The 23725-nt window shown below is 58.9% G+C and carries 25 protein-coding genes and 1 tRNA gene; 13 read left to right on the plus strand and 13 right to left on the minus strand.

Annotation, left to right across the window (positions count from 1 at the left end; all coding sequences use genetic code 11):
* The 3 genes from T18_RS19910 to cydX form a co-directional block, all read left to right on the plus strand.
* Positions 1 to 1144, plus strand: a 1144-nt coding sequence (locus T18_RS19910; RefSeq protein ID WP_323455242.1) for a cytochrome ubiquinol oxidase subunit I, incomplete at its 5' end; no start/stop codon positions are given.
* A 6-nt stretch (positions 1145 to 1150) separates the two neighbouring features.
* A complete protein-coding gene (gene cydB, locus T18_RS19915) occupies positions 1151 to 2308 on the plus strand; it encodes a cytochrome d ubiquinol oxidase subunit II (protein WP_038494642.1) in 1158 nt (385 codons plus the stop codon).
* A gap of 27 nt (positions 2309 to 2335) precedes the next feature.
* The gene (gene cydX / locus T18_RS19920) at positions 2336 to 2458 is read left to right on the plus strand and encodes a cytochrome bd-I oxidase subunit CydX (protein ID WP_003498405.1); all 123 of its coding nucleotides are present in this window, start codon (positions 2336 to 2338) and stop codon (positions 2456 to 2458) included.
* Between the two features lie 88 nt (positions 2459 to 2546).
* On the opposite strand, the gene T18_RS19925 is transcribed toward cydX, so the two are convergent.
* The 7 genes from T18_RS19925 to T18_RS19955 all read right to left on the minus strand — a co-directional run bounded on the left by T18_RS19925 (position 2547) and on the right by T18_RS19955 (position 7941).
* Complete coding sequence (locus T18_RS19925; protein ID WP_038494645.1) at positions 2547 to 2735, minus strand: hypothetical protein; 189 nt, start codon at positions 2733 to 2735, stop codon at positions 2547 to 2549.
* A 22-nt stretch (positions 2736 to 2757) separates the two neighbouring features.
* Complete coding sequence (locus T18_RS19930; RefSeq protein ID WP_038494648.1) at positions 2758 to 3177, minus strand: DUF3597 domain-containing protein; 420 nt, start codon at positions 3175 to 3177, stop codon at positions 2758 to 2760.
* Positions 3178 to 3189: 12 nt separating this feature from the next.
* A complete protein-coding gene (locus tag T18_RS19935) occupies positions 3190 to 3441 on the minus strand; it encodes a GlsB/YeaQ/YmgE family stress response membrane protein (RefSeq protein WP_004431872.1) in 252 nt (83 codons plus the stop codon).
* 135 nt (positions 3442 to 3576) lie between these two features.
* Positions 3577 to 4434 (minus strand): carboxylating nicotinate-nucleotide diphosphorylase, encoded by an 858-nt coding sequence (gene nadC, locus T18_RS19940; protein ID WP_038494650.1) that lies wholly within the window; start codon positions 4432 to 4434, stop codon positions 3577 to 3579.
* A 1-nt stretch (position 4435) separates the two neighbouring features.
* A complete protein-coding gene (locus T18_RS19945) occupies positions 4436 to 6001 on the minus strand; it encodes an L-aspartate oxidase (RefSeq protein WP_038494653.1) in 1566 nt (521 codons plus the stop codon).
* A complete protein-coding gene (nadA, locus tag T18_RS19950; protein WP_013762087.1) occupies positions 5998 to 6969 on the minus strand; it encodes a quinolinate synthase NadA in 972 nt (323 codons plus the stop codon). Before nadA ends, T18_RS19945 begins: the two co-directional genes overlap by 4 nt.
* A 69-nt stretch (positions 6970 to 7038) precedes the next feature.
* Positions 7039 to 7941 carry an NUDIX hydrolase gene (locus tag T18_RS19955; protein ID WP_013762088.1) on the minus strand — a complete coding sequence of 301 codons (903 nt, stop codon included), beginning with the start codon at positions 7939 to 7941 and terminating at the stop codon, positions 7039 to 7041.
* A 208-nt stretch (positions 7942 to 8149) separates the two neighbouring features.
* Here T18_RS19955 and T18_RS19960 point away from each other — a divergent pair, with 208 nt between their 5' ends.
* On the plus strand, positions 8150 to 8524 hold the full coding sequence (locus T18_RS19960) for a PAS domain-containing protein (RefSeq protein WP_038494657.1): 375 nt from the start codon (positions 8150 to 8152) through the stop codon (positions 8522 to 8524).
* A 72-nt stretch (positions 8525 to 8596) separates the two neighbouring features.
* Entirely contained in the window at positions 8597 to 9097 is a 501-nt protein-coding gene (locus tag T18_RS19965; protein WP_025595216.1) for a hypothetical protein, read from the plus strand.
* 71 nt (positions 9098 to 9168) lie between these two features.
* Here the strand turns inward: T18_RS19965 and T18_RS19970 are convergent.
* Positions 9169 to 9244 (minus strand) — tRNA-Ala (locus T18_RS19970).
* Positions 9245 to 9396: 152 nt separating this feature from the next.
* Entirely contained in the window at positions 9397 to 9786 is a 390-nt protein-coding gene (locus tag T18_RS19975) for a TIGR02300 family protein (RefSeq protein ID WP_004431900.1), read from the minus strand.
* A 198-nt stretch (positions 9787 to 9984) separates the two neighbouring features.
* On the opposite strand from T18_RS19975, the gene cmk reads away from it, so the two are divergent.
* A complete protein-coding gene (cmk, locus tag T18_RS19980) occupies positions 9985 to 10665 on the plus strand; it encodes a (d)CMP kinase (protein WP_038494660.1) in 681 nt (226 codons plus the stop codon).
* 149 nt (positions 10666 to 10814) lie between these two features.
* Positions 10815 to 12515: a 30S ribosomal protein S1 gene (gene rpsA, locus T18_RS19985; RefSeq protein ID WP_004431908.1), complete on the plus strand. Its 1701-nt coding sequence runs from the start codon at positions 10815 to 10817 to the stop codon at positions 12513 to 12515.
* 100 nt (positions 12516 to 12615) lie between these two features.
* Here the strand turns inward: rpsA and T18_RS19990 are convergent, their stop codons facing one another.
* The 4 genes from T18_RS19990 to T18_RS20005 form a co-directional block, all read right to left on the minus strand.
* Positions 12616 to 14172, minus strand: coding sequence for a hypothetical protein (locus T18_RS19990; RefSeq protein WP_038494663.1), 1557 nt, complete (start codon positions 14170 to 14172; stop codon positions 12616 to 12618).
* A gap of 259 nt (positions 14173 to 14431) precedes the next feature.
* Positions 14432 to 14740 (minus strand): hypothetical protein, encoded by a 309-nt coding sequence (locus T18_RS19995; RefSeq protein ID WP_038494666.1) that lies wholly within the window; start codon positions 14738 to 14740, stop codon positions 14432 to 14434.
* Positions 14741 to 14790: 50 nt separating this feature from the next.
* The gene (locus tag T18_RS20000; RefSeq protein ID WP_038494669.1) at positions 14791 to 16023 is read right to left on the minus strand and encodes a hypothetical protein; all 1233 of its coding nucleotides are present in this window, start codon (positions 16021 to 16023) and stop codon (positions 14791 to 14793) included.
* Positions 16024 to 16105: 82 nt separating this feature from the next.
* Complete coding sequence (locus tag T18_RS20005) at positions 16106 to 16732, minus strand: ribonuclease D (RefSeq protein WP_004431923.1); 627 nt, start codon at positions 16730 to 16732, stop codon at positions 16106 to 16108.
* Between the two features lie 182 nt (positions 16733 to 16914).
* Here T18_RS20005 and T18_RS20010 point away from each other — a divergent pair, with 182 nt between their 5' ends.
* The 6 genes from T18_RS20010 (at position 16915) to T18_RS20040 (ending at position 23725) form a co-directional block, all read left to right on the plus strand.
* On the plus strand, positions 16915 to 17529 hold the full coding sequence (locus tag T18_RS20010; protein WP_038494672.1) for a nucleoside 2-deoxyribosyltransferase: 615 nt from the start codon (positions 16915 to 16917) through the stop codon (positions 17527 to 17529).
* Positions 17526 to 18275, plus strand: a complete 750-nt coding sequence (locus tag T18_RS20015; RefSeq protein ID WP_004431929.1) for an SDR family oxidoreductase — start codon at positions 17526 to 17528, stop codon at positions 18273 to 18275. Before T18_RS20010 ends, T18_RS20015 begins: the two co-directional genes overlap by 4 nt.
* A 555-nt stretch (positions 18276 to 18830) precedes the next feature.
* Positions 18831 to 20018, plus strand: a complete 1188-nt coding sequence (locus T18_RS20025; protein ID WP_038494675.1) for a M24 family metallopeptidase — start codon at positions 18831 to 18833, stop codon at positions 20016 to 20018.
* Positions 20019 to 20138: 120 nt separating this feature from the next.
* On the plus strand, positions 20139 to 21743 hold the full coding sequence (locus tag T18_RS20030; RefSeq protein WP_004431933.1) for an ABC transporter substrate-binding protein: 1605 nt from the start codon (positions 20139 to 20141) through the stop codon (positions 21741 to 21743).
* A gap of 63 nt (positions 21744 to 21806) precedes the next feature.
* The gene (locus tag T18_RS20035) at positions 21807 to 22814 is read left to right on the plus strand and encodes an ABC transporter permease subunit (RefSeq protein ID WP_038494678.1); all 1008 of its coding nucleotides are present in this window, start codon (positions 21807 to 21809) and stop codon (positions 22812 to 22814) included.
* Positions 22811 to 23725: an ABC transporter permease subunit gene (locus tag T18_RS20040; RefSeq protein ID WP_004431940.1), complete on the plus strand. Its 915-nt coding sequence runs from the start codon at positions 22811 to 22813 to the stop codon at positions 23723 to 23725. The genes T18_RS20035 and T18_RS20040 overlap by 4 nt, the downstream gene beginning before the upstream one ends.

The following is a 23725-nucleotide window of genomic DNA, read 5'->3' on the forward strand; positions in this document are numbered from 1 at the left end:
ATTGATCGCCAATGGCTGGATGCAGAACCCGACGGGATCGGCCTTCAACCCCCAGACCATGCGCATGGAGGTGACGGATTTCTTCGCGGTGCTGATGAACCCGGTCGCCCAGGCGAAGTTCGTGCACACGGTTTCTGCGGGTTATGTCACTGCCTCCATCTTCGTGCTCGGCGTTTCCGCCTGGTACGTGCTGAAAGGCCGCCATGTCGATCTCGCCAAGCGGTCTATGACGGTTGCAGCTTCTTTCGGCCTGGCTGCTGCACTGTCGGTCGTCGTGCTGGGTGATGAAAGCGGTTATCTTTCGACCGAGCACCAGAAGATGAAGCTCGCCTCGATCGAAGCCATGTGGGAAACGGAACCGGCACCCGCCCCCTTTACCGCCATCGGGTTTCCTGATCAGGAAGCCCGGGAGACGCATTTCGCCGTGAAAATTCCGTGGGTGATGGGCCTTATCGGCACGCGCTCGCTGGACACGGAAATCCCCGGTATCAACGATCTGGTGGAACTCGCAAAGACCCGCATCCGCGATGGCATCAAGGCCTATGATGCGCTGATGCAGATACGTGCCACCGGCAAGGGCGCGGAACTGCCCGAAGAGGTGCGTGGCACCTTTGCGGAACTCGGCCACGAGCTTGGTTACGCCCTGTTGCTGAAGCGTTATGTCGACGATCCGCGCCAGGCGACGGAGGAGCAGATTGCCAAGGCCGCCGCCGATACCATCCCGCATGTGCCGACGCTGTTCTGGGCGTTCCGCATCATGGTCGGTCTTGGCATGTTCTTCATCCTGTTGACGGCGACCTTCTTTTATCTCTCGGCACGGCGCCGGCTGGATCACTATCCGTTCTTGCTGAAGGTGGCCGTCTTCGCCATTCCGCTGCCGTGGATTGCTGCGGAAATGGGCTGGGTGGTCGCGGAATTCGGCCGTCAGCCATGGATCATCGAAGGCGTGCTGCCGACGGCCGCCGCCGTCTCCAGCCTCAGCGCCTCAACGGTTCTGATTACGCTTCTCTGCTTCATCGCCATCTATACGGTGCTGTTCATCGTCGAAATGGGGCTGATGCTGAAGGCGATCCGCAAAGGGCCGGATCCGGATCACGAGCCGGAAGCGCCGCTCGTTCCTGAAAAACTCGTCGCTGCGGAGTAAACGATCATGATATTGCATCAACTCATCGACTACGAAGTCCTCCGCGTCATCTGGTGGCTGCTGCTTGGCGTGGTGCTGATCGGTTTTGCCGTGACCGGCGGTTTCGATCTTGGCACGGGCGCGCTGCTGCCTTTCGTTGCGAAAACGGATCTCGAGCGGCGTGTCGTCATCAATTCCATCGGCCCGGTATGGGAAGGCAATCAGGTCTGGCTCATCCTTGGCGGCGGCGCCATCTTCGCCGCGTGGCCGCCGCTTTATGCGGTGTCTTTTTCAGGTTTTTACCTGGCGATGTTCGCCACCCTGTTTGCACTGATCCTGCGGCCGGTGGGGTTCAAATACCGCTCCAAGCGCGAGAGTACGACATGGCGCAGTACCTGGGATTGGGCGCTGTTTGTCGGTGGCTTTGTTCCCGCCCTGATTTTCGGTGTGGCGATCGGCAATGTGCTGCAGGGCGTACCCTTCCGCTTCAACGATGACCTCAGGATTTTTTACGACGGCACGACTTTGTTCGAGCTTCTCAACCCTTACGCAATCCTTTGCGGCCTCGTTTCCGTTTGCATGCTGGTGATGCATGGTGCGGCCTGGCTGGTGCTGAAGACCGAAGGGCCGGTCGCTGCGCGTGCCCGCAGTTTCGGCAGTGTTGCAGCACTTGCCACCACAGTTCTCTTTGCGCTTGGTGGCGTATTGTTGTGGCTCGGTATCGACGGGTATCGCTTCACCTCGGAAGTTGTGACCGACGGTCCGTCCAATCCGTTGTCAAAGACGGTCGAGGTCGCAAGCGGCGTCTGGTTTGCGAATTACGCGGCCCATCCATGGATGATGCTGGCACCGGCGCTCGGTCTTGCCTTCCCGCTCGTCGCCTTCCTGTTGTTAAGGGGCGGGCGTGAGGTGCTGGCGCTGCTTTCCAGTTCGCTTGCCATATTCGGCATCATCTCGACGGTCGGTCTGACGATGTTTCCCTTCATCCTGCCCTCTTCGATCGATCCGAAATCGAGCCTGACGGTCTGGGACGCATCGTCGAGCCATATGACGCTATTCATCATGCTGGTCGTCGCCCTCATCTTCATCCCTATCATCGTCGCTTACACCTCATGGGTCTATCGCGTGCTGTGGGGCAAGGTGGATGAAAAGGCGATCCGTGAAGACAGCGGCCACGCTTATTAATATCGAACAAATACAAGGAGATCGAACATGTGGTATTTCGCCTGGCTGCTCGGCCTGCCTCTCGCCGCCATTTTCGCCGTCATGAACGCCATGTGGTATGAGCTGATGGAAGAAAACGCCAGAAAGGCCGAGGCCAAGCCGGAAAAATAACGCTTCGGGGCACGGGGCAAAAAAAGGGCGGCGTCCAATCTGGATGCCGCCCTTCTTGTAGAAATCGCCGCGATTGACACGCGCGGTTTCAGTGGATCGCGATGCCGCGCTTGTCCGCTTCTTCCTTGATGATGTCTTCGACCAGCGCTCTCTTGAGATTTGGGTTTCCCAGAAGATAGTCGTCGGCAATCTCGAAAATCGATTTCGGATTCTCGGTCCTGTGCAGGGTGTCGAGGTCCTGGCCGATCTGCTCTCGCAAGTCTGAATAGTCGTCCATCGCGGTTCTCCCGGTCACTGGTTCAATGCAGAAGTTCTGCCGGAACCTTGCCGCCGTTTTCAGACAGCTTCTTGATGACAGCCTTGTGCAGCCAGATGTTCATTGTGGCTGAGTCCGAGGTATCACCGGTATAGCCGAGTTCGCTTGCCAATTCCTTGCGAGCGGTTAGGCTGCTGTCCAGATCGAGCGCTTTCAGAAGATCGACGATCGAATGTATCCAGTCGAGTTTCTGCCCGTTCTGCTTGACCGCCGCGTCCAGAATGGATGCGACATCGACGCTGCCGGTGGATGCCGGAGCAGCGGCTGTCGGTGCGGGTGCTGCTGGCTGAGCCGGAGCGGCCGGACTTGCGCCTGTCGTAGGCGCGCCAGCTGGCGCCGAAGTCTGCGGTGCAGCCTCTGCCTTGCCAAAAATCGCGTTCTTGATCTTGTCGAAAAAGCTCATTGTGTCCTCCCTCTATCGGCGAAATGCGCGCCCGATGGCAATGAGAATGCATGCGCCGATGAAACCGGCGATAAGGTATCCAATCCAGCCTCCGAGCGAAATGCCCACAAGCCCAAGCAGGAAATTGGCGACGATGGCGCCAACGATGCCGAGAATTATGTTCATGAAAAGACCCATGTTGCTTTTCATGAACTGTTCGGCAAGCCAACCGGCTACGCCGCCGATGATGATTGCTGCAATCCAGCCGATTTGTGCGTCTTCCATAACAGGCCTTTCCTTTGTGAGAGAGGTCCGCAGGCATATGGACAGGCTTTTGCGCGCACTGATCCCCCCGCCTCTTGACCCCAGGCAGGGAATTAACGGCCAATCGAGGATTTTGTTCCGGTCTCCTTGCTTTCGTCAGCTTTGGCTTTGAAAGTCCAGCCCGATATCCAGAACCGGCGCGCTGTGGGTCAGCCAGCCGACGGAGATGAGATCGATGCCGGTTGCTGCAATGGCTGCTGCGGTTTGAGGCGTGATGCGTCCGGAGGCCTCGGTGATGGCGCGTCCGGCGACGATCTGCACCGCCTCGCGCAGCTGTTCCGGCGGCATGTTGTCGAGTAGAACCGCATCGACCCCTTCCTCCATCGCTTCGCGCAATTGCAAGAGCGTATCCACCTCGACCTCGATCTTGACCAGATGTCCGACACCCGCCTTGGCGCTGCGGATAGCGTCACGCACGCCGCCGGCCACGGCGATGTGGTTGTCCTTGATGAGTACAGCATCATAAAGGGCAAAACGGTGGTTCATGCCGCCACCGGCGCGCACGGCATATTTTTCCAGCGCCCTGAGGCCCGGCGTCGTTTTGCGGGTGCAGGCAACCGAGGCTCTGGTGCCGGAGATGGCGGCAGCAATTGTGGCGGTGACGGACGCGATGCCTGAGAGATGGCCGAGAAAATTAAGGGCGGTGCGCTCCGCCGTCAAAAGACCGCGCGAGGGACCCTCGATTGTCGCGATAATATCGCCGGGAGCGACCGCCGCGCCATCCTGCACCTGCCGCCTCATCACGATTGTCGGGTCCACCAACTGGAAAGCCAGTTCTGCGGCATCAAGACCTGCGATGACACCCGGTTCACGCGCCGCCATGACGACGACTGAGCGATGATCAGCGGGGATGACTGCGGCGGACGTGATGTCGCCCGCCAGACCCAGGTCTTCCAGCAGGGCGTTACGGACAAGCGGCTCCACGATAATGCGTGGCAGAGGGGTGAGGGTCATGTCAGGCGCTCCGCGCAATGCTGGAAGAAAAAAGATTGGACGATAAGAGGTCATGGGCAATGGCGATGACATCGGACAGGCAAAGCCTGCGCCTTGTGGCGGTCGCGTCCTTTTCCGGGAAGTCGTTACGGAAATGGGCCCCGCGCGATTCTCTTCGCAAGGCGGCGAAGACGGCGATTGCGAGCCCGACGATGGCGGGATCGGATGCCGGGCCGTTCTGTTCGGCCAGTGGGAGAAGTTCGCTGATCGCGCTGATCAACCCCGCTTCATGTCTGGCGATGCCGAGATGGCGGGAGACGATGGGCCGGACGACTGACGGGTCTGCTGCCGAAAGAACAGGCGTTGCGAATGGCGTGACAGCTGTCACCCGTTTTGACGCCGGTCGGGCGGCAATATCTTTTGCCGCACGCATGCCCATGGCAGCCGCCTCCAGCAGGGAGTTGCTGGCCAGCCGGTTAGCCCCGTGAAGACCGGTGCAGGCGGTTTCGCCCGCAACCCATAGGCCCGGCACGGAACTACGGCCATTACCATCCGTGGCGACGCCGCCCATGTGGTAGTGAACGGCGGGACGGACGGGCACGAGTTCGCGGGCGGGGTCTATGCCAGCCTCGCGGCATAGCAGGTCGATTGACGGGAAACGCGCCGAAAAACCGCTGCCGATCGCCTTGCGGGCATCGAGAAAGACTTTGCCGCCGCGCAGGATTTCCCGGTCGATGGCGCGGGCGACAATATCGCGGGAGGCAAGTTCTGCACCCGGAACGGTCGCCATGAAACGTTCGCCGCTTTCATTGAGAAGAACGGCACCTTCGCCCCGCACCGCCTCGCTGACCAGAGCCAGCGGCCGCCGGGGAGAGGAAAGCGCCGTCGGGTGGAACTGGACGAATTCCATATCAGTGAGGATGGCTCCGGCGCGCGCGGCGAGCATGATCCCCTGTCCGAAATTGCCGGTGGGATTGGTGGTGGCCTCATACAGCCCGCCGAGGCCACCGGTTGCAAGAATGACGTTTGTGGCCGGCAGAACAAAGCTGCCCTTTTGCCCGGCGCAGATGAGACCGGCTATGGTCCCGCCTTCTGTCAGCAGCCGGCGCACTTCCGCACCTTCCAGGACTGCGATGGACGGCGTGTTGAGAACGGCGGCTGCAAGAGCCCTCACAATGGCCGCGCCCGAGCCATCACCTTCGGCATGCAGGATGCGCCGGCGGCCATGGGCGGCTTCCAGCCCGAAAACGAGCCTGCCTTGTGCATCGCGATCGAAACGAACTCCGGCTCGTTCCAGGGCATCGATGACGGCGGGGGCGGTGGAGACGATATCTGCTGCCATAGCCGCGTCACAGAGGCCGTCGCCTGCGGCGAGCGTATCGGCAAGATGCAGTGCAGTGCTGTCGTCAGCGCCAAGGCTTGCAGCAATGCCGCCCTGCGCCCAGGCGCTGGACGTTTCGCAACCGAGCGCGCCGCGGGTCAGAAGCAGTACCGGTTGCGGTGCAAGCGTCAATGCTGCCATCAGGCCGGCAATACCGCTGCCGACGATGACCGTCCTGCCCGCATATTGCGACAGAGCGTCACTCATACCGCCAGCATCCTTTCCACCGCGCGGCGGGCGGCGACCGCAACAGCCGGATCGATTGTCACCTCGTGGCGGTTTTCTTCAAGCGCTGTGCGGATATTGCCGAGCGTGATGCGCTTCATGTGCGGGCAGAGGTTGCAGGGGCGGATGAATTCAACATCGGGATGATGCACGGCGACATTGTCGCTCATCGAGCATTCCGTCAAAAGCACCACGCGGGCCGGTCTTTCCCGGCCGACGTAATCCGACATGACAGCGGTCGAGCCGGAAAAATCTGCGGCCTCAACGACATCGGGCGGACATTCGGGATGCGCGAGAACGGTGATGCCGGGATGGCTTTCGCGCAATTCCCTGATGTCGTCGGCGGTGAAAAGCTCATGCACCTCGCAATGGCCGCGCCATGCGATGAGTTCGACATTGGTCTCCCGCGCCACATTCTTCGCCAGATATTCGTCCGGCAGCATCAGCACGCGCGGCACGCCGAGCGATTCCACCACTTGGCGGGCATTGCCGGAGGTGCAGCATATGTCGGAAGCCGCCTTCACCGCCGCCGAGGTGTTCACGTAAGTGACGACAGGAACGCCGGGATAGGCCTTGCGCAGAAGTGCGATGTCTTCGGGCGTGATGGAATCGGCGAGCGAGCAGCCGGCGGCCATATCCGGAATAAGCACGGTTTTTCCCGGATTGAGCAGCTTTGCCGTCTCAGCCATGAAATGCACGCCGGCGAGAACGATCACATCCGCTTCTACTTCCATTGCCTTGCGCGCAAGGGCGAGGCTATCGCCAACGATATCGGCAACGCCGTGGAAGATTTCCGGCGTCTGGTAATTATGGGCGAGGATGACGGCGTTGCGCCTGCGCTTCAGATCGAGGATCGCCTCCACATCATCCTGAAAACCCATCCATTCCGCCTTGGGAATGACGCGGCTGACGCGGTCGTAAAGGCTTGCGGCAGATATCTGTTCGTTCACGGCACTCTCCCATTTATACTCTATTTGAGTATATCTACGGCAAACAGATATTCTCATTGTGAGCATATGTCAATTGCGGGAGAGTGGCAGTTTGGTTCCGGAAAGGGCGCGTTCATCCACAACGGTCTGGCGGAATCGGAAGAGCTTTGCAGGGCGTCCGCCGGTTTCGGTCGCCATGTCGCCAGTTTCTTCCACCAGCTGCTGCTGTTCTATCAGCCGGCGGAAGTTCTGCTTGTGCAGCGTCAGACCGGCGAGCGCCTCCACCGCGCGCTGCAATTGCAGCAGGGTGAAAGCGTCGGCCATCAGTTCGAAAACTACAGGCCGGTATTTGATCTTAGCCCGGAGGCGCGCGATGCCGGTGGCAAGAATGCGGCGGTGATCGGCAAACATCGGTCTGCCGAAATTGATCCGAGGCTCACTCTGGGCTTCTTCGACCAGTCCGGCCTCATAGAGCAATTCGTAGCGCTGAAGTGTCAGTTCCTCGTTCCAGCCGCCGCCATCAAGGCCGAAGGTGAAGTCGGCGCGTAAATGGCGCTGGCCTTTGCAGGCAGGGTCGGAATCCGCCCAGCAGCGCAGCTTTTCGATGATGGTGTCCAGAACCGCCGGCCGGCCCTGCCGATGGTCTTCCCAGGGAAAATACTCGTACCAGCCATGCCAGAGAGGGCGGCCATTGCCAGGCGGCTCCTGTTCGCGAACCAGCCCGAGATAACCGATCGATATGGTTCTTCCGCCAAGAATGTCATTGTTGCGGTCCCGGTCGGCGAAGGTGTAGAGCTGTTCGAGATAGCCGACAGGATGATGTGTCTGTTCGTGTATCCACTCTCTCAACCCGCTCTGAAGCGTCCTGTGTCCGAATTCAAACGGCCCTGATGGAAGTGCCGCGCCCGCCCGCACGGTCATTACCCGCGGCTCGTCCGTGGTGATGGCGGTGACGACGGCGATGAGTTCGGCGTGGGCAAGCCCTATGGTCACGGCGGCTCCTCTGGTAGATGGCGTCGGTATCGACCTTCTTTGGCACAGGAATGCCTGTTCGCCAACAAGCGGGCTGGGAAACGCGGATGCCGCCGCGCATGTAAAACTTTACGTAGCGATCAGACAAAAGAATAAGTGCTTGTGGTTAGTCGCGTATCGTCCTTTATGTTAAGACCCGCGTCAAAAGCATCCATAATGTAGAAGGCCGATGTTAGAGGATATATATCTCGAAGAAACACTTGTGGGTTATTACACCTGGAACGTGGGACAGAATCTGGTTTATCTGGATGCTGTGGCGGCTCGCCTGCGCGAATTTTCCGAAGAGAAAGCCGCCCGCGGCATTCCCGTGGAGGATTTCATAGATCAGATCGAAAGCGGCACGCGCGCGCGTGTGGCCAAGGCGGTTTACAACTCGCTGACGAACGGCGTGTTCTATGATCAGCAATACCGCATCGAACTCAAATCCGGCGATTTTCGCTGGCTGCGGACAACGGGCAGGGTTATCCTTGATGGTGACCGCATTCCAATCATGGCGATGGGCACGGTGCGAGACATCACCTCGCGCAAGATTTTATTGATGTAATATTTATCGCGTTCGGTCTGTCTTGAAAAACGCCGATCTATTTCTTGTCGATTGTTTTGATGTTGCGGTGACATGGTTCGGCAAGTTTTCATTTTGCTGTTTCAGATCGTGCTGGTCACGGGGCTTGGTATAGCCGGCATCCGCATCGCCTCGCTCATGAATGGCGAGGCGGCATATCCAGCGACTGGCCTCTCCGCAAACACGGAAACGCTGTGGACGACCTCTCCGGTCAGGGTCGATCCCCGCCATCAGAATTATGAGCGTATTCCGACCCCGCCTGATCCATACCCCCTGAAAATATACGCGGATCAGCGCCTGCGCGTTGCGTCCAACAATCGCTTTACCTTCAAAGGACAGGAGTTCCGCCTCGCCGGCGTGGAAGACATCGACCGCAACCGGGTTTGCGCCGGACCTGACGGCCGCCGTTATGCCTGCGGCCTGAACGCCTTCAAGGCGCTGGAGAACCGCCTGCGCGGCAAATATCTGGAATGCCGCGTGCTGGAAGAAGGCGGCGGCGTTCCGTCGGTGGAATGCCGGATCAACGGGCAGGATGTGCGGGCGCTCTTGCAATAGTCAACGCGAAGAACAGACAATGCCGCACGAAAGCCCGTGCTGGACGATGGAAATTTGTATTTTAGAAGGTTTGGTGGAGCTAAGCGGGATCGAACCGCTGACCTCTTGCATGCCATGCAAGCGCTCTCCCAGCTGAGCTATAGCCCCATAAGGGTTCCGGCATTTCGTCCGGTTCCGGGAACCGAAGCGGCTGTTGTTCCGTTCGGTGGCGGCTTACTACTTCGGCTAATCGAAGAGTGCAAGCACAAAAAACAGCCCGGCTTCATTTTTTTGTCGCCGGGCTGGTTTATCCAATAAGATCAAGCTTCTTCGTCGTCGCCCGGTACGCCGATGATGCCGGACATGTCGTCGTCATCGTCGTCTTCGTCGGCTTCTAGGAAGGTGTCGTCGTCGTCGCCGATTTCCACGTCGTCGTCATCGTCGCCCAGGTCCGGGATATCGTCGCCGCTGTTGTCGCCGTCGGCGTCTTCCAGCGATACGAGTTCGACTTCCGTGTTTTCGGCATCGACTTCCGCGACTTCTTCTTCTTCAGCCTGCTCGAGCTTTGCCTGAGCGGTGCTTTCTTCAAAGAAGGAGAGCGGCCAGGACTTGCCGCTATAGGGAGAAACGACCGGGTCGCGGTTCAGATCGTAGAACTTCTTGCCGGTATCGGGGTCTGTGCGCTTGGTACCAAGGTCCGCTTTTGCCACTGTCTAAGCCTCAAATTGTCGAATGAGTTTCGGTGTGTACGCCGTAAAACCGGCATAGACGGTAAAATTTCTAGCCGGTCCCCTTAATCGTTGCGGTCTTTCGTGTCAAAGACAAACTTTGGAGGCCGCCCTCCCATGATGCGACTTGTATGCCAGGTTGCTCATAAAGATTGGAGGCCGACGCACTCTACTGTATTAATGATGGACGCACAGGCAGAAAGCTTCATGACATTTACGATTGCCATAGATGGGCCAGCTGCGGCGGGCAAAGGGACCTTGTCACGCAAGATTGCGGAGACCTATGGTTTCCATCATCTCGACACCGGGCTGACCTACAGAGCCACGGCCAAGGCACTTCTTGACGCCGGCCTGCCGCTCGATGACGAGAACGTCGCTGAAAAGGTGGCGCTGCAACTCGACCTTGCCGGCCTCGACCGCGCGGTGCTTTCAAGGCACGATATCGGCGAGGCGGCGTCCAGGATTGCGGTGATGACCCCGGTGAGGCGCGCGCTCGTGACAGCGCAGCAGCGGTTTGCGGCAAAGGAACCGGGCACGGTTCTGGATGGCCGCGACATCGGCACGGTGGTGTGCCCGGAGGCGCCAGTGAAACTCTACGTCACCGCTTCGCCGGACGTGCGGGCGCGCAGGCGTTATGATGAAATCGTCGCCAACGGCAGCGTTGCCGATTACGACGCCATTTTCGCTGAGGTGAAGAAACGCGACGAGCGCGACATGGGCCGAGCCGACAGCCCGTTGAAACCGGCTGAAGACGCGCACTTGCTAGATACGTCGGAAATGAGTATAGAGGCGGCGTTTCAGGCCGCGCGGATGATTATCGACGCCGCCCTGAAGAAACAGGTTTTTCGCGGAACCGCTTGAATCGGTCCGCGTTTAGTCCGGAATTGCCTGAAGACATGTCCTTGCGCCGGGAAGCCTTTTAAAAAGGCGGGCATGGGTTCGGGTATCAACAACGCTAGCCCACCGGCGCTTTTGTATTCGCTCTCGCGCGGATGCAATCAGGAGATTTCATGTCAGTATCTACCCCCACGCGCGAAGATTTCGCAGCGCTTCTCGAAGAATCCTTTGCCTCTAACGATCTTGCCGAAGGCTATGTTGCCAAGGGTATCGTAACGGCAATCGAGAAGGACGTTGCCATCGTCGACGTTGGCCTCAAGGTTGAAGGCCGCGTACCGTTGAAGGAATTCGGCGCGAAGTCCAAGGACGGCACGCTGAAGGTCGGCGACGAAGTCGAAGTTTACGTCGAGCGCATCGAAAACGCACTCGGCGAAGCCGTTCTGTCGCGCGAGAAGGCTCGCCGCGAAGAAAGCTGGGTCAAGCTCGAAGCCAAGTTCGAAGCTGGCGAGCGCGTCGAAGGCGTTATCTTCAACCAGGTCAAGGGTGGTTTCACCGTCGATCTGGACGGCGCCGTTGCCTTCCTTCCGCGTTCGCAGGTCGACATCCGTCCGATCCGCGACGTTACCCCGCTGATGCACAACCCGCAGCCCTTCGAAATCCTCAAGATGGACAAGCGTCGCGGCAACATCGTTGTCTCGCGCCGCACAGTTCTCGAAGAGTCCCGCGCCGAGCAGCGTTCTGAAATCGTTCAGAACCTCGAAGAAGGCCAGGTTGTTGACGGCGTCGTCAAGAACATCACCGATTACGGTGCGTTCGTTGACCTCGGCGGCATCGACGGCCTGCTGCACGTTACCGACATGGCATGGCGCCGCGTCAACCATCCTTCGGAAATCCTCAACATTGGCCAGCAGGTCAAGGTTCAGATCATCCGCATCAACCAGGAAACCCACCGTATCTCGCTCGGCATGAAGCAGCTCGAGTCCGATCCGTGGGATGGCATCTCCGCCAAGTACCCGGTTGGCAAGAAGATCTCCGGTACGGTCACGAACATCACCGACTACGGTGCATTCGTCGAGCTGGAGCCGGGCATCGAAGGCCTGATCCACATTTCCGAAATGTCCTGGACCAAGAAGAACGTACATCCCGGCAAAATCCTGTCCACGAGCCAGGAAGTCGACGTTGTCGTTCTCGAAGTCGATCCGTCCAAGCGCCGTATCTCGCTCGGCCTCAAGCAGACGCTGGAAAACCCGTGGCAGGCATTTGCCTTCAGCCATCCGGCCGGCACTGAAGTCGAAGGCGAAGTCAAGAACAAGACCGAATTCGGCCTGTTCATCGGCCTCGAAGGCGATGTCGACGGCATGGTTCACCTGTCGGATCTCGACTGGAACCGTCCGGGCGAACAGGTCATCGAAGAGTTCAACAAGGGTGACGTGGTCAAGGCCGTCGTTCTCGATGTTGACGTCGAGAAGGAACGCATCTCGCTCGGCATCAAGCAGCTCGGCAAGGATGCTGTCGGTGAAGCCGCAACGTCCGGCGACCTGCGCAAGAACGCAGTCGTTTCGTGCGAAGTCATCGCCGTTAACGACGGTGGCGTGGAAGTGAAGCTCGTCAACCACGAGGACATCACCTCCTTCATCCGCCGCAACGACCTCGCACGCGATCGTGACGATCAGCGTCCGGAGCGTTTCGCAGTTGGCCAGGTTTTCGACGCTCGCGTCGTCAACTTCTCGAAGAAGGACCGCAAGGTCATGCTTTCGATCAAGGCTCTGGAAATCGCTGAAGAGAAGGAAGCCGTCGCACAGTTCGGTTCGTCCGACTCTGGCGCTTCGCTCGGCGACATCCTCGGTGCGGCTCTGAAGAACCGCAGCGAATAATCGCTAGAGATCGTTTGATATAAAGAACCCGCCGGAATTTTCCGGCGGGTTTTTTGTTGGCTATAGTGTTCGTGGCACAGGCCAATGGGCGGCGCGGAATTCAGTGCATGCCACTCATCTTGAGGTAATAATTTTCCGCACTGTCGTCGAAAGCCGCTGTCCGCGGATTTTCCCCATCCCCAATCTCGTCATTGGCGGCGACCCTCTCTTCCATCTCGTCCTGACCGTCGGGATTTTCGCCCTCCGCCTCGCCATTCGCTTCATCCTCGGAAAATGGACCACGCCCGCGATGCGGCGTTTCCGATTCGTGGTCCTCTTCCGCCGGTGGGTATGCGACGAGCGGTAACGGCGTGCCGTCTTTTGCCAGAGCCGCAGCGATCAGCGATTGCGAAGCCGTTTGTTCCAGCATCGCCATTCTTGCTTCCGGGTCGAGAGCGGCGCGCGGCATGGGCTGGGCTTCTGGCCGGTTGGTAATCGTCTCCGTTTCCTCCCCGGTCGGGTGGATGGGCGTTGCGAGGGCAGTTTTTTCGGCAGGCCGCTCTTCGAGTGGTTGCGGTATGGCGCCCGGTGGCGTGGCGGAAAGCTGGGCAGCGGTGGTGGCTTTGGCGGGAAGTTTGCCGGCCACTGCAGCAAGGAGCAGGTTTTCCATATCCTTGACGCCAGCCGTGGACTGGCCGGATGGCGAGGGCAAGGTAGTGCGGGTTTCCCTCGGCTCCAGCTTCATCGTGTCCCGATGCTGAAGTGCAGGGCGCATCTCGGCGTTCTCAGCCCGTGGCGGATTTGCCGGGCGGGCATCTGTCGAAGCTTCCTTTGTTGTGCTGCCCGTTTGCGGCTGAGGCAAGCGTACGGTGCTTTCGGCGGCTTTCCCTTCCGGTTTTGCCGCATCGTGCGGAGAGTCGGACATGTCGGCAGGTGGGGCGGGAAGATTGACCTGTGGGCCTTGCGGCGCTGCCTGCGCCGCAACCATGGCTTTTATCGCGGCGGCGCTTTGGGCAAGCGGGCCGATAAGCAGAGGCAACAGCCGGCCGGGTGTGGCGGCGGTTGCCGGTTGTGCTGTTGTTGTGGTGGTCGTTGCCGGGTTTGGGCGGCCCTCAGCACTCTGGCTCTGGCCGTTCTGCTGTCTCGCTTGTACTGGCTGCGCGGTCACCGGATTGGCCGAATTGTTCTGCTGATAAGAGGACACCACCGCCTTCGCCGCAAGATCCGTTCCCTTGTAGCGGGAAAGTTCGATCAGCAGCGCAAGCCTTGCGGCATCCGGCCCGGTTGGATGTTTCAGGATTTCTGCGAGCATCGAAAGGCTCAACCCCTGCAGGACTTTGCTGACCTGTTGTTCCAGCGCCAGGCGCTGCGGTGCGGGCAGGGCGCGCAGCGCATCCGTCAGACGCATCACATAGGTTTGAATGGCTTCGCCGTCGCGCCTTGGCAGGTTCATCAGCTTGCCAAGCGCCTCCGCCAGAACGGCGGTGCTGCGGGAAAGCTGATATTCGCTGGCGAGAGAGGTGACTGCGGCTTTGGCGAAAAGACTGCTGCCATTGTCGGGAGCAAGATTGCTTGCCTGCGGCTGCACGGCCTCCTTCGGCTCCCCGCGCTGCGTCTGCGAGGCTGCGGCTCCATAGGCGGCATCGGCTGCCGGAATTTTCGGTACAGGCGGTAACATGCTGCGCTCCGTTCCTATCGATTACCGCCGCTGGCTACGAAAGGGCCAGTCCCTGGCTCTCTGATCCGCATTTGGCCTATGTTGAAAGATTGCCGCGCCGGTGATGTACAGGTGTCATCTCGCCCGCTCATGCGGGAGCGCCGTGTGCGTCGCTGGCAGGAATGCCAGCTCTTCGCGATGCACACAGAATCATCAACCCTAAGTCTGGGCCGTAGATATTAAGAATTCGCTAACCATAAAAATCGTGTCGATATGGCAATCAGGGAGAGACGCTGATGAACATGCGGTAAAGCCCGTTATCGTCGGAATTGACCGATGAAATATGGTCCGGTTCCCTGTCCGCTGCCTCAAAGGCTTCCGGCGGCATCGCGTCGAGCCAGCTCGCCTTGGGAAAACCTCTCTCGGGACGATTTTCAACGGGGGCGATGAGGTTGTCTTCCTCGCTTGCGGCAACGAAATTGTCGTCATTCGGCGCCAGTGGCGGAGCGGCGATGGAGAGCAGCGCTTGCGCCGCATTTGGTTCGGCATCGAGGCCGGCGCTGCCGGATATGCCGGAAATTTGAGACATGTTTGAACTCACATCATGTTTCGCTCAAGTGACTATCGGTAGCGGCGAGATCATGCCGCCTTCTTCTTCAGCAGTGCATAAATTCCATTGTCGTCTATCGAGATCGGCAAAATGGCGCTGCGGGCGTTATCGACGACTGCCTGAGCATCAAGCAGTTTTTCGGCGTCGTCTTTCTGATCGGTTTCCGTCTTGGTTGCGGCGTCTGTCTCTGCGGGTTCGTTGTCATTTTCGGCCGGGGCCGTTTGGCTAGATGGCGTTGCCGCGAGCACGGAGATAAGGGCGATTTCCGATGAAATATCGACCGGGCCTTGCCCGTCAGTGCCTTGCGCTTTTTCTTCGGCGGCAGCGTCTATGTGTTCCTTCACGACGTCCTGAAGTTTTTGCACATCCTCCAGCTTGCCCTGTGCGTCTCGGGTCTGGATATCCTCTTCCCGCTCCGCCGCAACTTCGGCATCGTTGATTTCGCCCATGCGGTTTTTGCCGCGTTCGGCCTGCAATTCTTCCTTGGTTTTCGGATCGGCGACGTCTTCCAGGCGCTGGATGACCTTCATCGTTTCCCGTGTCATGAATTGGGTGCCCTGCGCCTGATCGTTCATCGCATTCTTCACGGCGCGTGCCGCATCGCCAAATGGGTTTGCGATTGCGGCGATCATCTGCTGCGCGGAAATACCAAGTTCCTTGAGGCCAGTCGATTCTTCGAGATCATTGACATTTTTGGGTGCGGTGGCGCGCACTGCCATGATTGCTTTCGACATCTGCACGCCGAAATCTTCTTCCTTGCCGCTCAGGCCGGCATTTTGGGCAATGCGTGCGGCAAGTGCTGCCATGGGCGCGGTCTTGGCAGTTACGCCGTTATTCAGGACTTCCACGACCTGCGCTTCCGAAACGCCGAAGGATTTCAGCGAAATCGGCGTGGCTTTTCCTGCCGCATCGGTTTTTTCAAAGCCGTCGGTCAGGGTCAGCGCGTCCTGAAGCCTTTGCGCGAAAGCGGCGTTCGATTCATCGTTTTCCTGGGTGATGCCAAGCGCAGACGAGAAACGGGAGACAAGCGAGGCGAAGGCATCGCCATCAGGCTTCATGGCGCCGAACAGATAGGCGCTTATCTTTTCATTGGCAACGCGATGGCTTTGGTCCGGCTGCGGCTGGGTCTTTATCGTCTCGTCTTTTTTGGTGCCGTTCGCTTTTTCCTGCTCTTCGCGATGGCGCTCCTCAATGGTTTCCACCATCGACCGCATGAGGTCGCTGACTGCAATGCTTGCCGTCTGCTGCAACGGTGTAATCATCTGGAAGTCCCCGGCCACCCAAAGTTGCGGCCGAGAATAGGCAGTTTCGGTAAATCAGTCCTTAAACGAAGTGTGAAACCGCTCAGCTATGGGCGAAGATATCCGTTTCGTCCCAGCCCAGAAGATCGAGCTTGGCACGGGTCGGCAGAAACGCGAAACAGGCATCGGCATGATCGAGGCGACCATCACGCACGAGGCGGTGGGTCAGCTTGTCGCGCAGCGCATGCAAATGCAGCACGTCGGAGGCGGCATATTCGAGCTGTGCGGGTGACAGTTTTTCTGCTGCCCAGTCGGACGATTGCTGCGCCTTGGAGATGTCGACCTCAAGCATTTCCTTCAGATTGTCCTTCAGCCCGTGCCGGTCGGTATAGGTGCGGGTCAGGCGGGAGGCGATCTTGGTGCAGAAAACCGGCGTCGTCGTCACACCGAACGTGTGGAACAGAACGGCGATATCGAAACGGCCATAGTGAAAAATCTTCTGCCGGGCAGGGTCTGCAAGCATATGGGTGAGGTTTGGAGCCTCCTTCTGGCCGGCGGCGATGCGGATGACATCCGCCGTACCGTCTCCAGGAGAAAGCTGAACGACACAGAGACGGTCGCGGCGTGGCACCAGCCCCAGTGTTTCCGTATCGATTGCGATGGCGCCAAGGTAGCGTGCGGCATCTGCGGCGGAAATATCGCCTTCGTGATAACGGATGGTTGCTGCCATTGTCTTGCTCCGGGAATGTCCAGTTCGTTGCTCCGGCTATAACGGAAAGACAGGTTTGACGATACCGTTTTGTAGGTCGCTCCGACGCGCCTTGGCGCATGTCCGCTTGGTACTTGCGTTTGCGAAAGTCTCCGGGTTAGGTTTGCGAAAATCCTGTTTCTCCAAATTGTATGAAATTTCCTATGACAAAGAAAATCTATCTCGCCGGGCCGGAGGTCTTCCTCCCGAATGCCCGTGAAATGCTCGACCTCAAGGCCTCGCTTGCACGCGAGGCCGGGTTTACGCCGCTTTCGCCGGGCGATTTGGAAATTCCGCCCGCGGACACGAAAATCGGCCACGGCTGCAACGTCAATGCCATAGACGAGCGGATGATGCTGGAAGCGGATGCGGTCATCGCCAATCTCACGCCGTTTCGCGGCATCGCCGCCGATACGGGAACGAGCTACGAACTGGGGTTCATGTGCGCGCTGGGCAAGCCGGTTTTCGCCTACACCAATGTCGCGGCCAATCACTTCACCCGCATCATGGCGCAATATAACGGTGTTGCCGCAATCGATGAAACAGGGCGCTATCGCGGCCCGGACGGTTTGTCGATCGAGAATTTCGACATGGTCGACAATCTCATGCTGCACGGCGGAATTTTGCGGCGCGGCGGCGTTGTCATCGTCGGCAACGCCACGGCAGAGGCTCTCTATACGGATCTCGAGGCGTATAAGCGCTGTCTGGCGGCCGCCGCTGAAAAATTACTGACACAGACTGATCCCGACAGAACGAATTTACTGGAGACATCATCATGAGCGGTACCATCCTCATCACCGGCGCCACGTCCGGCTTCGGACAGGCCACGGCGCGGCGCTTCGTCAAGGAAGGCTGGAAGGTCATTGGCACAGGTCGGCGGGCGGAACGGCTGGAGGCCCTGGCGCAAGAACTCGGCTCCGCCTTTCACGGCGCTGCCTTCGATGTTACCGACGAAGATGCCACTAAAAAGGCACTTGCGGCTTTGCCGGAAGGTTTCCGGGACATCGATATTCTCGTCAACAATGCGGGGCTTGCGCTCGGCACCGCACCTGCACCGCAGGTGCCGCTGAAAGACTGGCAGACCATGGTGAACACCAACATCACCGGTCTTTTGAACATCACCCACCATCTTTTGCCCACGTTGATCGACCGCAAGGGCATTGTCATCAACCTTTCCTCGGTAGCTGCGCACTGGCCCTATGCGGGCGGCAATGTCTATGCCGGAACGAAAGCCTTCCTGCGGCAATTCTCGCTAGGTCTGCGCTCCGACCTGCATGGCAAGGGCGTGCGCGTCACCTCGATCGAACCGGGCATGTGCGAAACGGAATTCACGCTTGTTCGCACCGGCGGCAATCAGGATGCCTCGGACAATCTTTACAAGGGCGTCAATCCGATCACGGCCGAGGATATCGCCAATACGATCCATTGGGTCGCCTCGCAGCCCAAACATATCAACATCAACAGCCTCGAACTCATGCCGGTCAACCAGTCCTTTGCCGGTTTTCAAGTGCATCGGGAAAGTTGATTTCCAACGTCTTCTGCGGGAGTGCTAAAAAACAAAGCAGGAATTTTCGAGCTATGCAAAAATGCAATGCTGCATTGCGAGACTTGCTCTGTTAAAAATCGCGGATACCGCTATATTCAAAACATCGAAGCGACGCACTCCTCCTCCCAGTGTCGCTCGATGCGGATCGGTGGTACTCCTCCTCCCAATCACCGATCAAGTTTGAAGCCTGCCGCACCTCCTCCCGCGGCAGGCTTTTTCCTTTTCTGGGCTTCTTTTTCCAATGCATCTTGCGGTGAGGTTTCTGCGCGCCGTCTGCGCCCGGATGACCGATACCCCGCTTTTCCCCTTAAGTTTTCGGGGGATTTCTGATTTTCCCGTCAAGGCGATGATTGTCGAAATCGGGCGCGTGTCGATCACGATTTCGTTATGTCTAGATGAATATGCACAGTTTTGTGGCGGTGCATCGTCCTGGCCCATTGCTTAGGCCCCGGCCTGTGTTTAAGCATTGGCAAAAGAACGCTTGGGAGTTGCCGACACGCTTGTGTCTGTGCGCCTGAAAGCGGCGGGGAGAGAATGGCAGACTTTCAAGAGGCGCTGAAGCGGTTTCAGCCGATCGCGGTTTCATCGATCGCTGAAGACGAGCTCGGGTTGCGGTTGCGCGGCCTGCAAGCGCAGCTAATCCAGCAAAATATCAAGGCGGTCTGGCTCGATGCATCATCGTCGCTGACCTATTATACTGGCCTGTCGCTTGGTCTTTCGGAGCGCATTCACGGCGCCCTGGTGCCGGCAGAAGGCAAGCCGGTCTATGTCAGTCCGGCATTTGAGGAGCCGAAACTACGGACGATGATCCGTATCGAGGGCGAAGTTGCCGTCTGGGAAGAGGATGAAAGTCCTTTTGACCTGATGGCAAAGCGCATCGAAGCGCTCGGCTGTCCCGGCCACCTTGTCGCGATCGATCCTGCCACTCCTTTCGTTTTCGCATCGGCCCTGATGCAGCGTCTGGAAGGCCGCATCATTTCCGCCCAGCCGATGATTGTCGCACAGCGGCAGGTCAAATCCGCAGCCGAGATTGCCATCATCCAGGCGGCGATGGATGCGAGCTACGGCGTGCAGAAGGCCGTGTTCGAGGGGCTGCGTCCCGGCATATCCACCACGGAAGTGGCTGACTTCGTTAACGCCGCACATGTTGCGCTTGGCATGAAGCCGCTTTTCGTGGCGGTTCAGTTCGGCGAGGCGACGGCTTATCCGCATGGCGTGCCCTATGCGCAGACGCTTGTTGACGGCGACATGGTGCTGGTCGATCTCGGCGGCATCCTTCATGGCTATCGTTCGGATATCACCCGCACCTATGTGTTCGGCCAGCCGACGGAACGGCAGCGTTTTCTCTGGAACGCCGAGCGGGACGCGCAGGCTGCTGCCTTTGACGCGGCCCGGGTCGGTGCTGCCTGCTCGGACGTGGACAAGGCCGCGCGCGACAGCCTGAAGGCGGCCGGTTTTGGGCCGGATTATCAGGTTCCGGGTCTACCGCATCGCACCGGCCATGGGCTTGGGCTGGATATTCACGAAGAACCCTATATCGTTGCAGGAAATGCCACGGCACTTCAGCCGGGAATGTGCTTTTCCATCGAGCCGATGCTGTGCGTTTATGGGGAATGCGGCGTCCGTCTCGAGGATATAGCTTATATGACGGAGGCGGGACCACGCTGGTTCTGCCCGCCGGAAAAGAACCTCGACCGGCTGTTCCAGCCGGTCGCCGGGTAATTGGTCGGGAGGCACAGGACCGAACGGCGACACGGGGCTCCGCGTCGTCGCTGACCAGGACAGGTAGGCCCCTTAAAACGGGGTCGCATAAACTCAGAAAAAGAGGGAAAGGACCACCAGATGAAAACGCTGACCCGCAGTTTGCTTATAGCCTCTGCGCTTGCGATGGCTTCCGCCGTGCCCGCCATGGCGAAGACCTTCGTTTATTGCTCCGAGGCATCTCCGGAAGGCTTCGATCCTTCGCCTTACACCGCCGGCGGCACCTTCGATGCCTCCGCGCATCCGGTCTACAACCGTCTGACCGAGTTCAAGAAGGGCACGACCGAAGTTGAGCCAGGCCTTGCCGAAAAGTGGGAAGTTTCGAGCGATGGCCTCGAATACACGTTCCACCTGCGCAAGGGCGTAAAGTGGCACTCCAACGAGAAGTTCACGCCAAGCCGCGATTTCAACGCCGATGATGTGATCTTCAGCTACAACCGCCAGGGTGACACAAAGAACCCGTGGAACCAGTATATCGCAGGCATCACCTACGAATATTACAACTCCATGGAAATGCCGTCGCTGATCAAGGAAATCGTCAAGGTTGACGATTACACCGTGAAGTTCGTGCTGACCCGTCCTGAAGCTCCGTTCCTTGCCAATATCGCGATGCCTTTCGCTTCGATCGTTTCGAAGGAATATGCTGATACGCTTGATAAGGCCGGCACCAAGGAAGACTTCAACAACCTGCCGATCGGCACCGGCCCGTTCAAGTTCGTCGCCTATCAGAAGGACGCGGTCATCCGCTACCAGAAGAACGCCGACTACTGGGGCGAAGCTCCGAAGATCGACGATCTGATCTTCGCGATCACGCCGGACGCTGCCGTTCGTCTGCAGAAGCTGAAGGCTGGCGAATGCCACCTTATGCCTTATCCGGCCCCGGCCGACCTCGCCACCATTCGTGCCGATTCCAACCTCAAGCTCGATGAACAGCCGGGCCTGAACGTTGCCTACTTCGCCTACAACACCACTGTTGCACCTTTCGACAAGCCGGAAGTCCGCAAGGCGCTGAACATGGCGATGAACAAGCAGGCCATCATCGACGCCGTATTCCAGGGTGCCGGCACGGTTGCCAAGAACCCGATCCCGCCGACGATGTGGTCCTACAACGACAGCATCAAGGACGATCCTTACGATCCGGAAGCTGCCAAGAAGGCTCTCGAAGCCGCTGGCGTCAAGGATCTGACGATGAAGATCTGGGCGATGCCGGTTCAGCGTCCATACATGCCGAATGCCCGCCGCACCGCCGAGCTGATCCAGTCGGATTTCGCGAAGGTTGGCGTCAAGGCCGAGATCGTCTCCTTCGAATGGGGTGAATACCTCAAGAAGTCGACTGAAGTGAACCGCGACGGTGCCGTCATCCTCGGCTGGACCGGCGACAACGGTGACCCTGATAACTTCATGGGCGTTCTGCTTTCCTGCGCTGCAACCGGCGAAGGCGGTGCAAACCGTGCTCAGTGGTGCAATAAGGAGTTCTCCGAACTGCTTTCCAAGGCAAAGCAGACCACTGACGTTGCCGAGCGCACAAAGCTTTATGAGCAGGCGCAGGTGATCTTCAAGGAACAGGCTCCGTGGGCGACGCTTGCGCACTCCACGCAGTTCGTTCCGATGTCCGCCAAGGTTTCCGGCTTCACCATGAGCCCGCTTGGCGACTTCACCTTCGAATCCGTCGATATCGCTGAGTAATCCCAAACAACAGGACGCGCGGAAGAACTCAGGTTCTTTCGCGCGTCTTTTCAGGAAAAAACCATGATCCGGTTCATTTTCGGCAAACTTCTCTATCTCGTTCCGACATTTCTCGGGATTACCATCGTTGCCTTTGCCTTCGTTCGCGTCCTGCCGGGCGATCCCGTGCTGTTGATGGCGGGTGAGCGCGGCATTTCGCCCGAGCGGCATGCACAACTTGCCGAACAGCTCGGCTTCAGCCAGCCTATCTGGCAGCAATATCTCCATTTTCTGGGGCGGCTGCTTCAGGGTGATCTCGGCAATTCGCTGGTCACCAAGAAACCCGTTCTGACCGAGTTCCTGGCGCTCTTCCCCGCGACAGTCGAGCTTGGCCTCGTCGCCATCATCCTCGCCACACTGATCGGTGTGCCGGTCGGCGTCATCGCAGCAATCCGCCGTGGCTCGTGGTTCGACCAGATCTCCATGACGACGGCGCTGGTTGGCTTCTCCATGCCTATCTTCTGGTGGGGCCTGCTGCTCATCATCATGTTCTCCGGCATCCTGCAATGGACACCGGTGTCGGGCCGTATCTCGTTGATGTATTTCTTCCCTTCCGTCACCGGTTTCATGCTGATCGACAGCCTGATTTCAGGGCAGAAGGGTGCTTTCGCTTCGGCTCTGTCACATCTCATCCTGCCTTCGGTGGTGCTTGCCACCATCCCGCTTGCAGTTATTGCCCGCCAGACACGGTCGGCAATGCTCGAAGTCCTCGGTGAGGATTATGTGCGGACAGCGCGTGCAAAGGGCATGTCGCCGTCCCGTGTCGTCGGCGTTCACGCATTGCGCAACGCCATGATCCCGGTCATCACCACCATCGGCCTGCAGATCGGTGTGCTGATGGCGGGTGCAATCCTGACCGAAACCATCTTCTCCTGGCCGGGCATCGGCAAGTGGATGATCGATTCCATCTATCGCCGCGACTATCCGGTCGTGCAGAGCGGCCTGCTTCTGATCGCGGGTCTGGTGATGATCGTCAACCTGCTTGTCGATCTCACCTATGGCCTCATCAATCCAAGGATCCGTCACAAATGAGCGATGTGACCACAGCTCCCGGCGTCAGGCTTTCCGACGCCGCCATCCGCCGCCGGATGATCGCCGATTTCTGGTTCTACTTCCGCCAGAACCGTGGCGCCGTCGTCGGCCTTGCCGTCTTCCTTCTTCTGGTTCTGATCGCGGTTTTCGCAGCCGTGATTGCCCCGCATGACCCGACCCAGCAATATAGAGACGCGTTGCTCGTCCCGCCGGTCTGGCAGGATGGAGGCCGTACCGCATTCCTGCTCGGCACCGACGCTGTCGGCCGCGACATGCTGTCCCGACTGATCTATGGCGCGCAATATTCGCTGTTCATCGGCGTCGTCGTTGTTTCCATCGCCCTTGTCGGCGGCATTGTCATCGGTCTCGTCGCCGGCTTCTTCGGCGGCTGGGTGGACACTGTCATCATGCGCGTGATGGACGTCATCCTGGCGTTTCCATCGCTGCTCCTGGCACTGGTGCTGGTTGCGATCCTGGGTCCGGGGTTGACCAACGCCATGATCGCGATTGCCATCGTCTATCAGCCGCATTTCGCGCGTCTGACGCGTGCAGCTGTCATGAGCGAGCTTCGGCGTGAATATGTCACCGCCGCCCGTGTGGCGGGTGCCGGCAATTTCCGGCTGATGTTCAAGACGATTTTGCCGAACTGCCTTGCACCTTTGATCGTGCAGGCGACGCTCTCCTTCTCATCTGCCGTTCTCGATGCGGCGGCTCTCGGCTTCCTCGGCATGGGCGCGCAGCCGCCCGCATCCGAATGGGGCACGATGCTGGCCGAAGCCCGCGAGTTCATCCTGCGCGCCTGGTGGGTCGTTACCCTTCCCGGCCTGACGATTCTCGTATCGGTGCTCGCCATCAACCTGATGGGTGACGGGCTGCGCGATGCGCTCGATCCCAAACTGAAGCGGAGCTAA

The organism is Rhizobium sp. TBD182 (assembly GCF_001950375.1).
Lineage (GTDB): Bacteria > Pseudomonadota > Alphaproteobacteria > Rhizobiales > Rhizobiaceae > Agrobacterium > Agrobacterium tumefaciens.

Coding starts and splice junctions, on each gene's coding strand:
- cydB (WP_038494642.1), top strand. CDS start 1,151: ATGATATTGCATCAACTCATCGACTACGAAGTCCTCCGCGTCATCTGG.
- cydX (WP_003498405.1), top strand. CDS start 2,336: ATGTGGTATTTCGCCTGGCTGCTCGGCCTGCCTCTCGCCGCCATTTTC.
- T18_RS19925 (WP_038494645.1), bottom strand. CDS start 2,735: ATGGACGACTATTCAGACTTGCGAGAGCAGATCGGCCAGGACCTCGAC.
- T18_RS19930 (WP_038494648.1), bottom strand. CDS start 3,177: ATGAGCTTTTTCGACAAGATCAAGAACGCGATTTTTGGCAAGGCAGAG.
- T18_RS19935 (WP_004431872.1), bottom strand. CDS start 3,441: ATGGAAGACGCACAAATCGGCTGGATTGCAGCAATCATCATCGGCGGC.
- nadC (WP_038494650.1), bottom strand. CDS start 4,434: ATGACCCTCACCCCTCTGCCACGCATTATCGTGGAGCCGCTTGTCCGT.
- T18_RS19945 (WP_038494653.1), bottom strand. CDS start 6,001: ATGAGTGACGCTCTGTCGCAATATGCGGGCAGGACGGTCATCGTCGGC.
- T18_RS19960 (WP_038494657.1), top strand. CDS start 8,150: ATGTTAGAGGATATATATCTCGAAGAAACACTTGTGGGTTATTACACC.
- T18_RS19965 (WP_025595216.1), top strand. CDS start 8,597: ATGGTTCGGCAAGTTTTCATTTTGCTGTTTCAGATCGTGCTGGTCACG.
- cmk (WP_038494660.1), top strand. CDS start 9,985: ATGATGGACGCACAGGCAGAAAGCTTCATGACATTTACGATTGCCATA.
- rpsA (WP_004431908.1), top strand. CDS start 10,815: ATGTCAGTATCTACCCCCACGCGCGAAGATTTCGCAGCGCTTCTCGAA.
- T18_RS19990 (WP_038494663.1), bottom strand. CDS start 14,172: ATGTTACCGCCTGTACCGAAAATTCCGGCAGCCGATGCCGCCTATGGA.
- T18_RS19995 (WP_038494666.1), bottom strand. CDS start 14,740: ATGTCTCAAATTTCCGGCATATCCGGCAGCGCCGGCCTCGATGCCGAA.
- T18_RS20000 (WP_038494669.1), bottom strand. CDS start 16,023: ATGATTACACCGTTGCAGCAGACGGCAAGCATTGCAGTCAGCGACCTC.
- T18_RS20005 (WP_004431923.1), bottom strand. CDS start 16,732: ATGGCAGCAACCATCCGTTATCACGAAGGCGATATTTCCGCCGCAGAT.
- T18_RS20010 (WP_038494672.1), top strand. CDS start 16,915: ATGACAAAGAAAATCTATCTCGCCGGGCCGGAGGTCTTCCTCCCGAAT.
- T18_RS20015 (WP_004431929.1), top strand. CDS start 17,526: ATGAGCGGTACCATCCTCATCACCGGCGCCACGTCCGGCTTCGGACAG.
- T18_RS20025 (WP_038494675.1), top strand. CDS start 18,831: ATGGCAGACTTTCAAGAGGCGCTGAAGCGGTTTCAGCCGATCGCGGTT.
- T18_RS20030 (WP_004431933.1), top strand. CDS start 20,139: ATGAAAACGCTGACCCGCAGTTTGCTTATAGCCTCTGCGCTTGCGATG.
- T18_RS20035 (WP_038494678.1), top strand. CDS start 21,807: ATGATCCGGTTCATTTTCGGCAAACTTCTCTATCTCGTTCCGACATTT.
- T18_RS20040 (WP_004431940.1), top strand. CDS start 22,811: ATGAGCGATGTGACCACAGCTCCCGGCGTCAGGCTTTCCGACGCCGCC.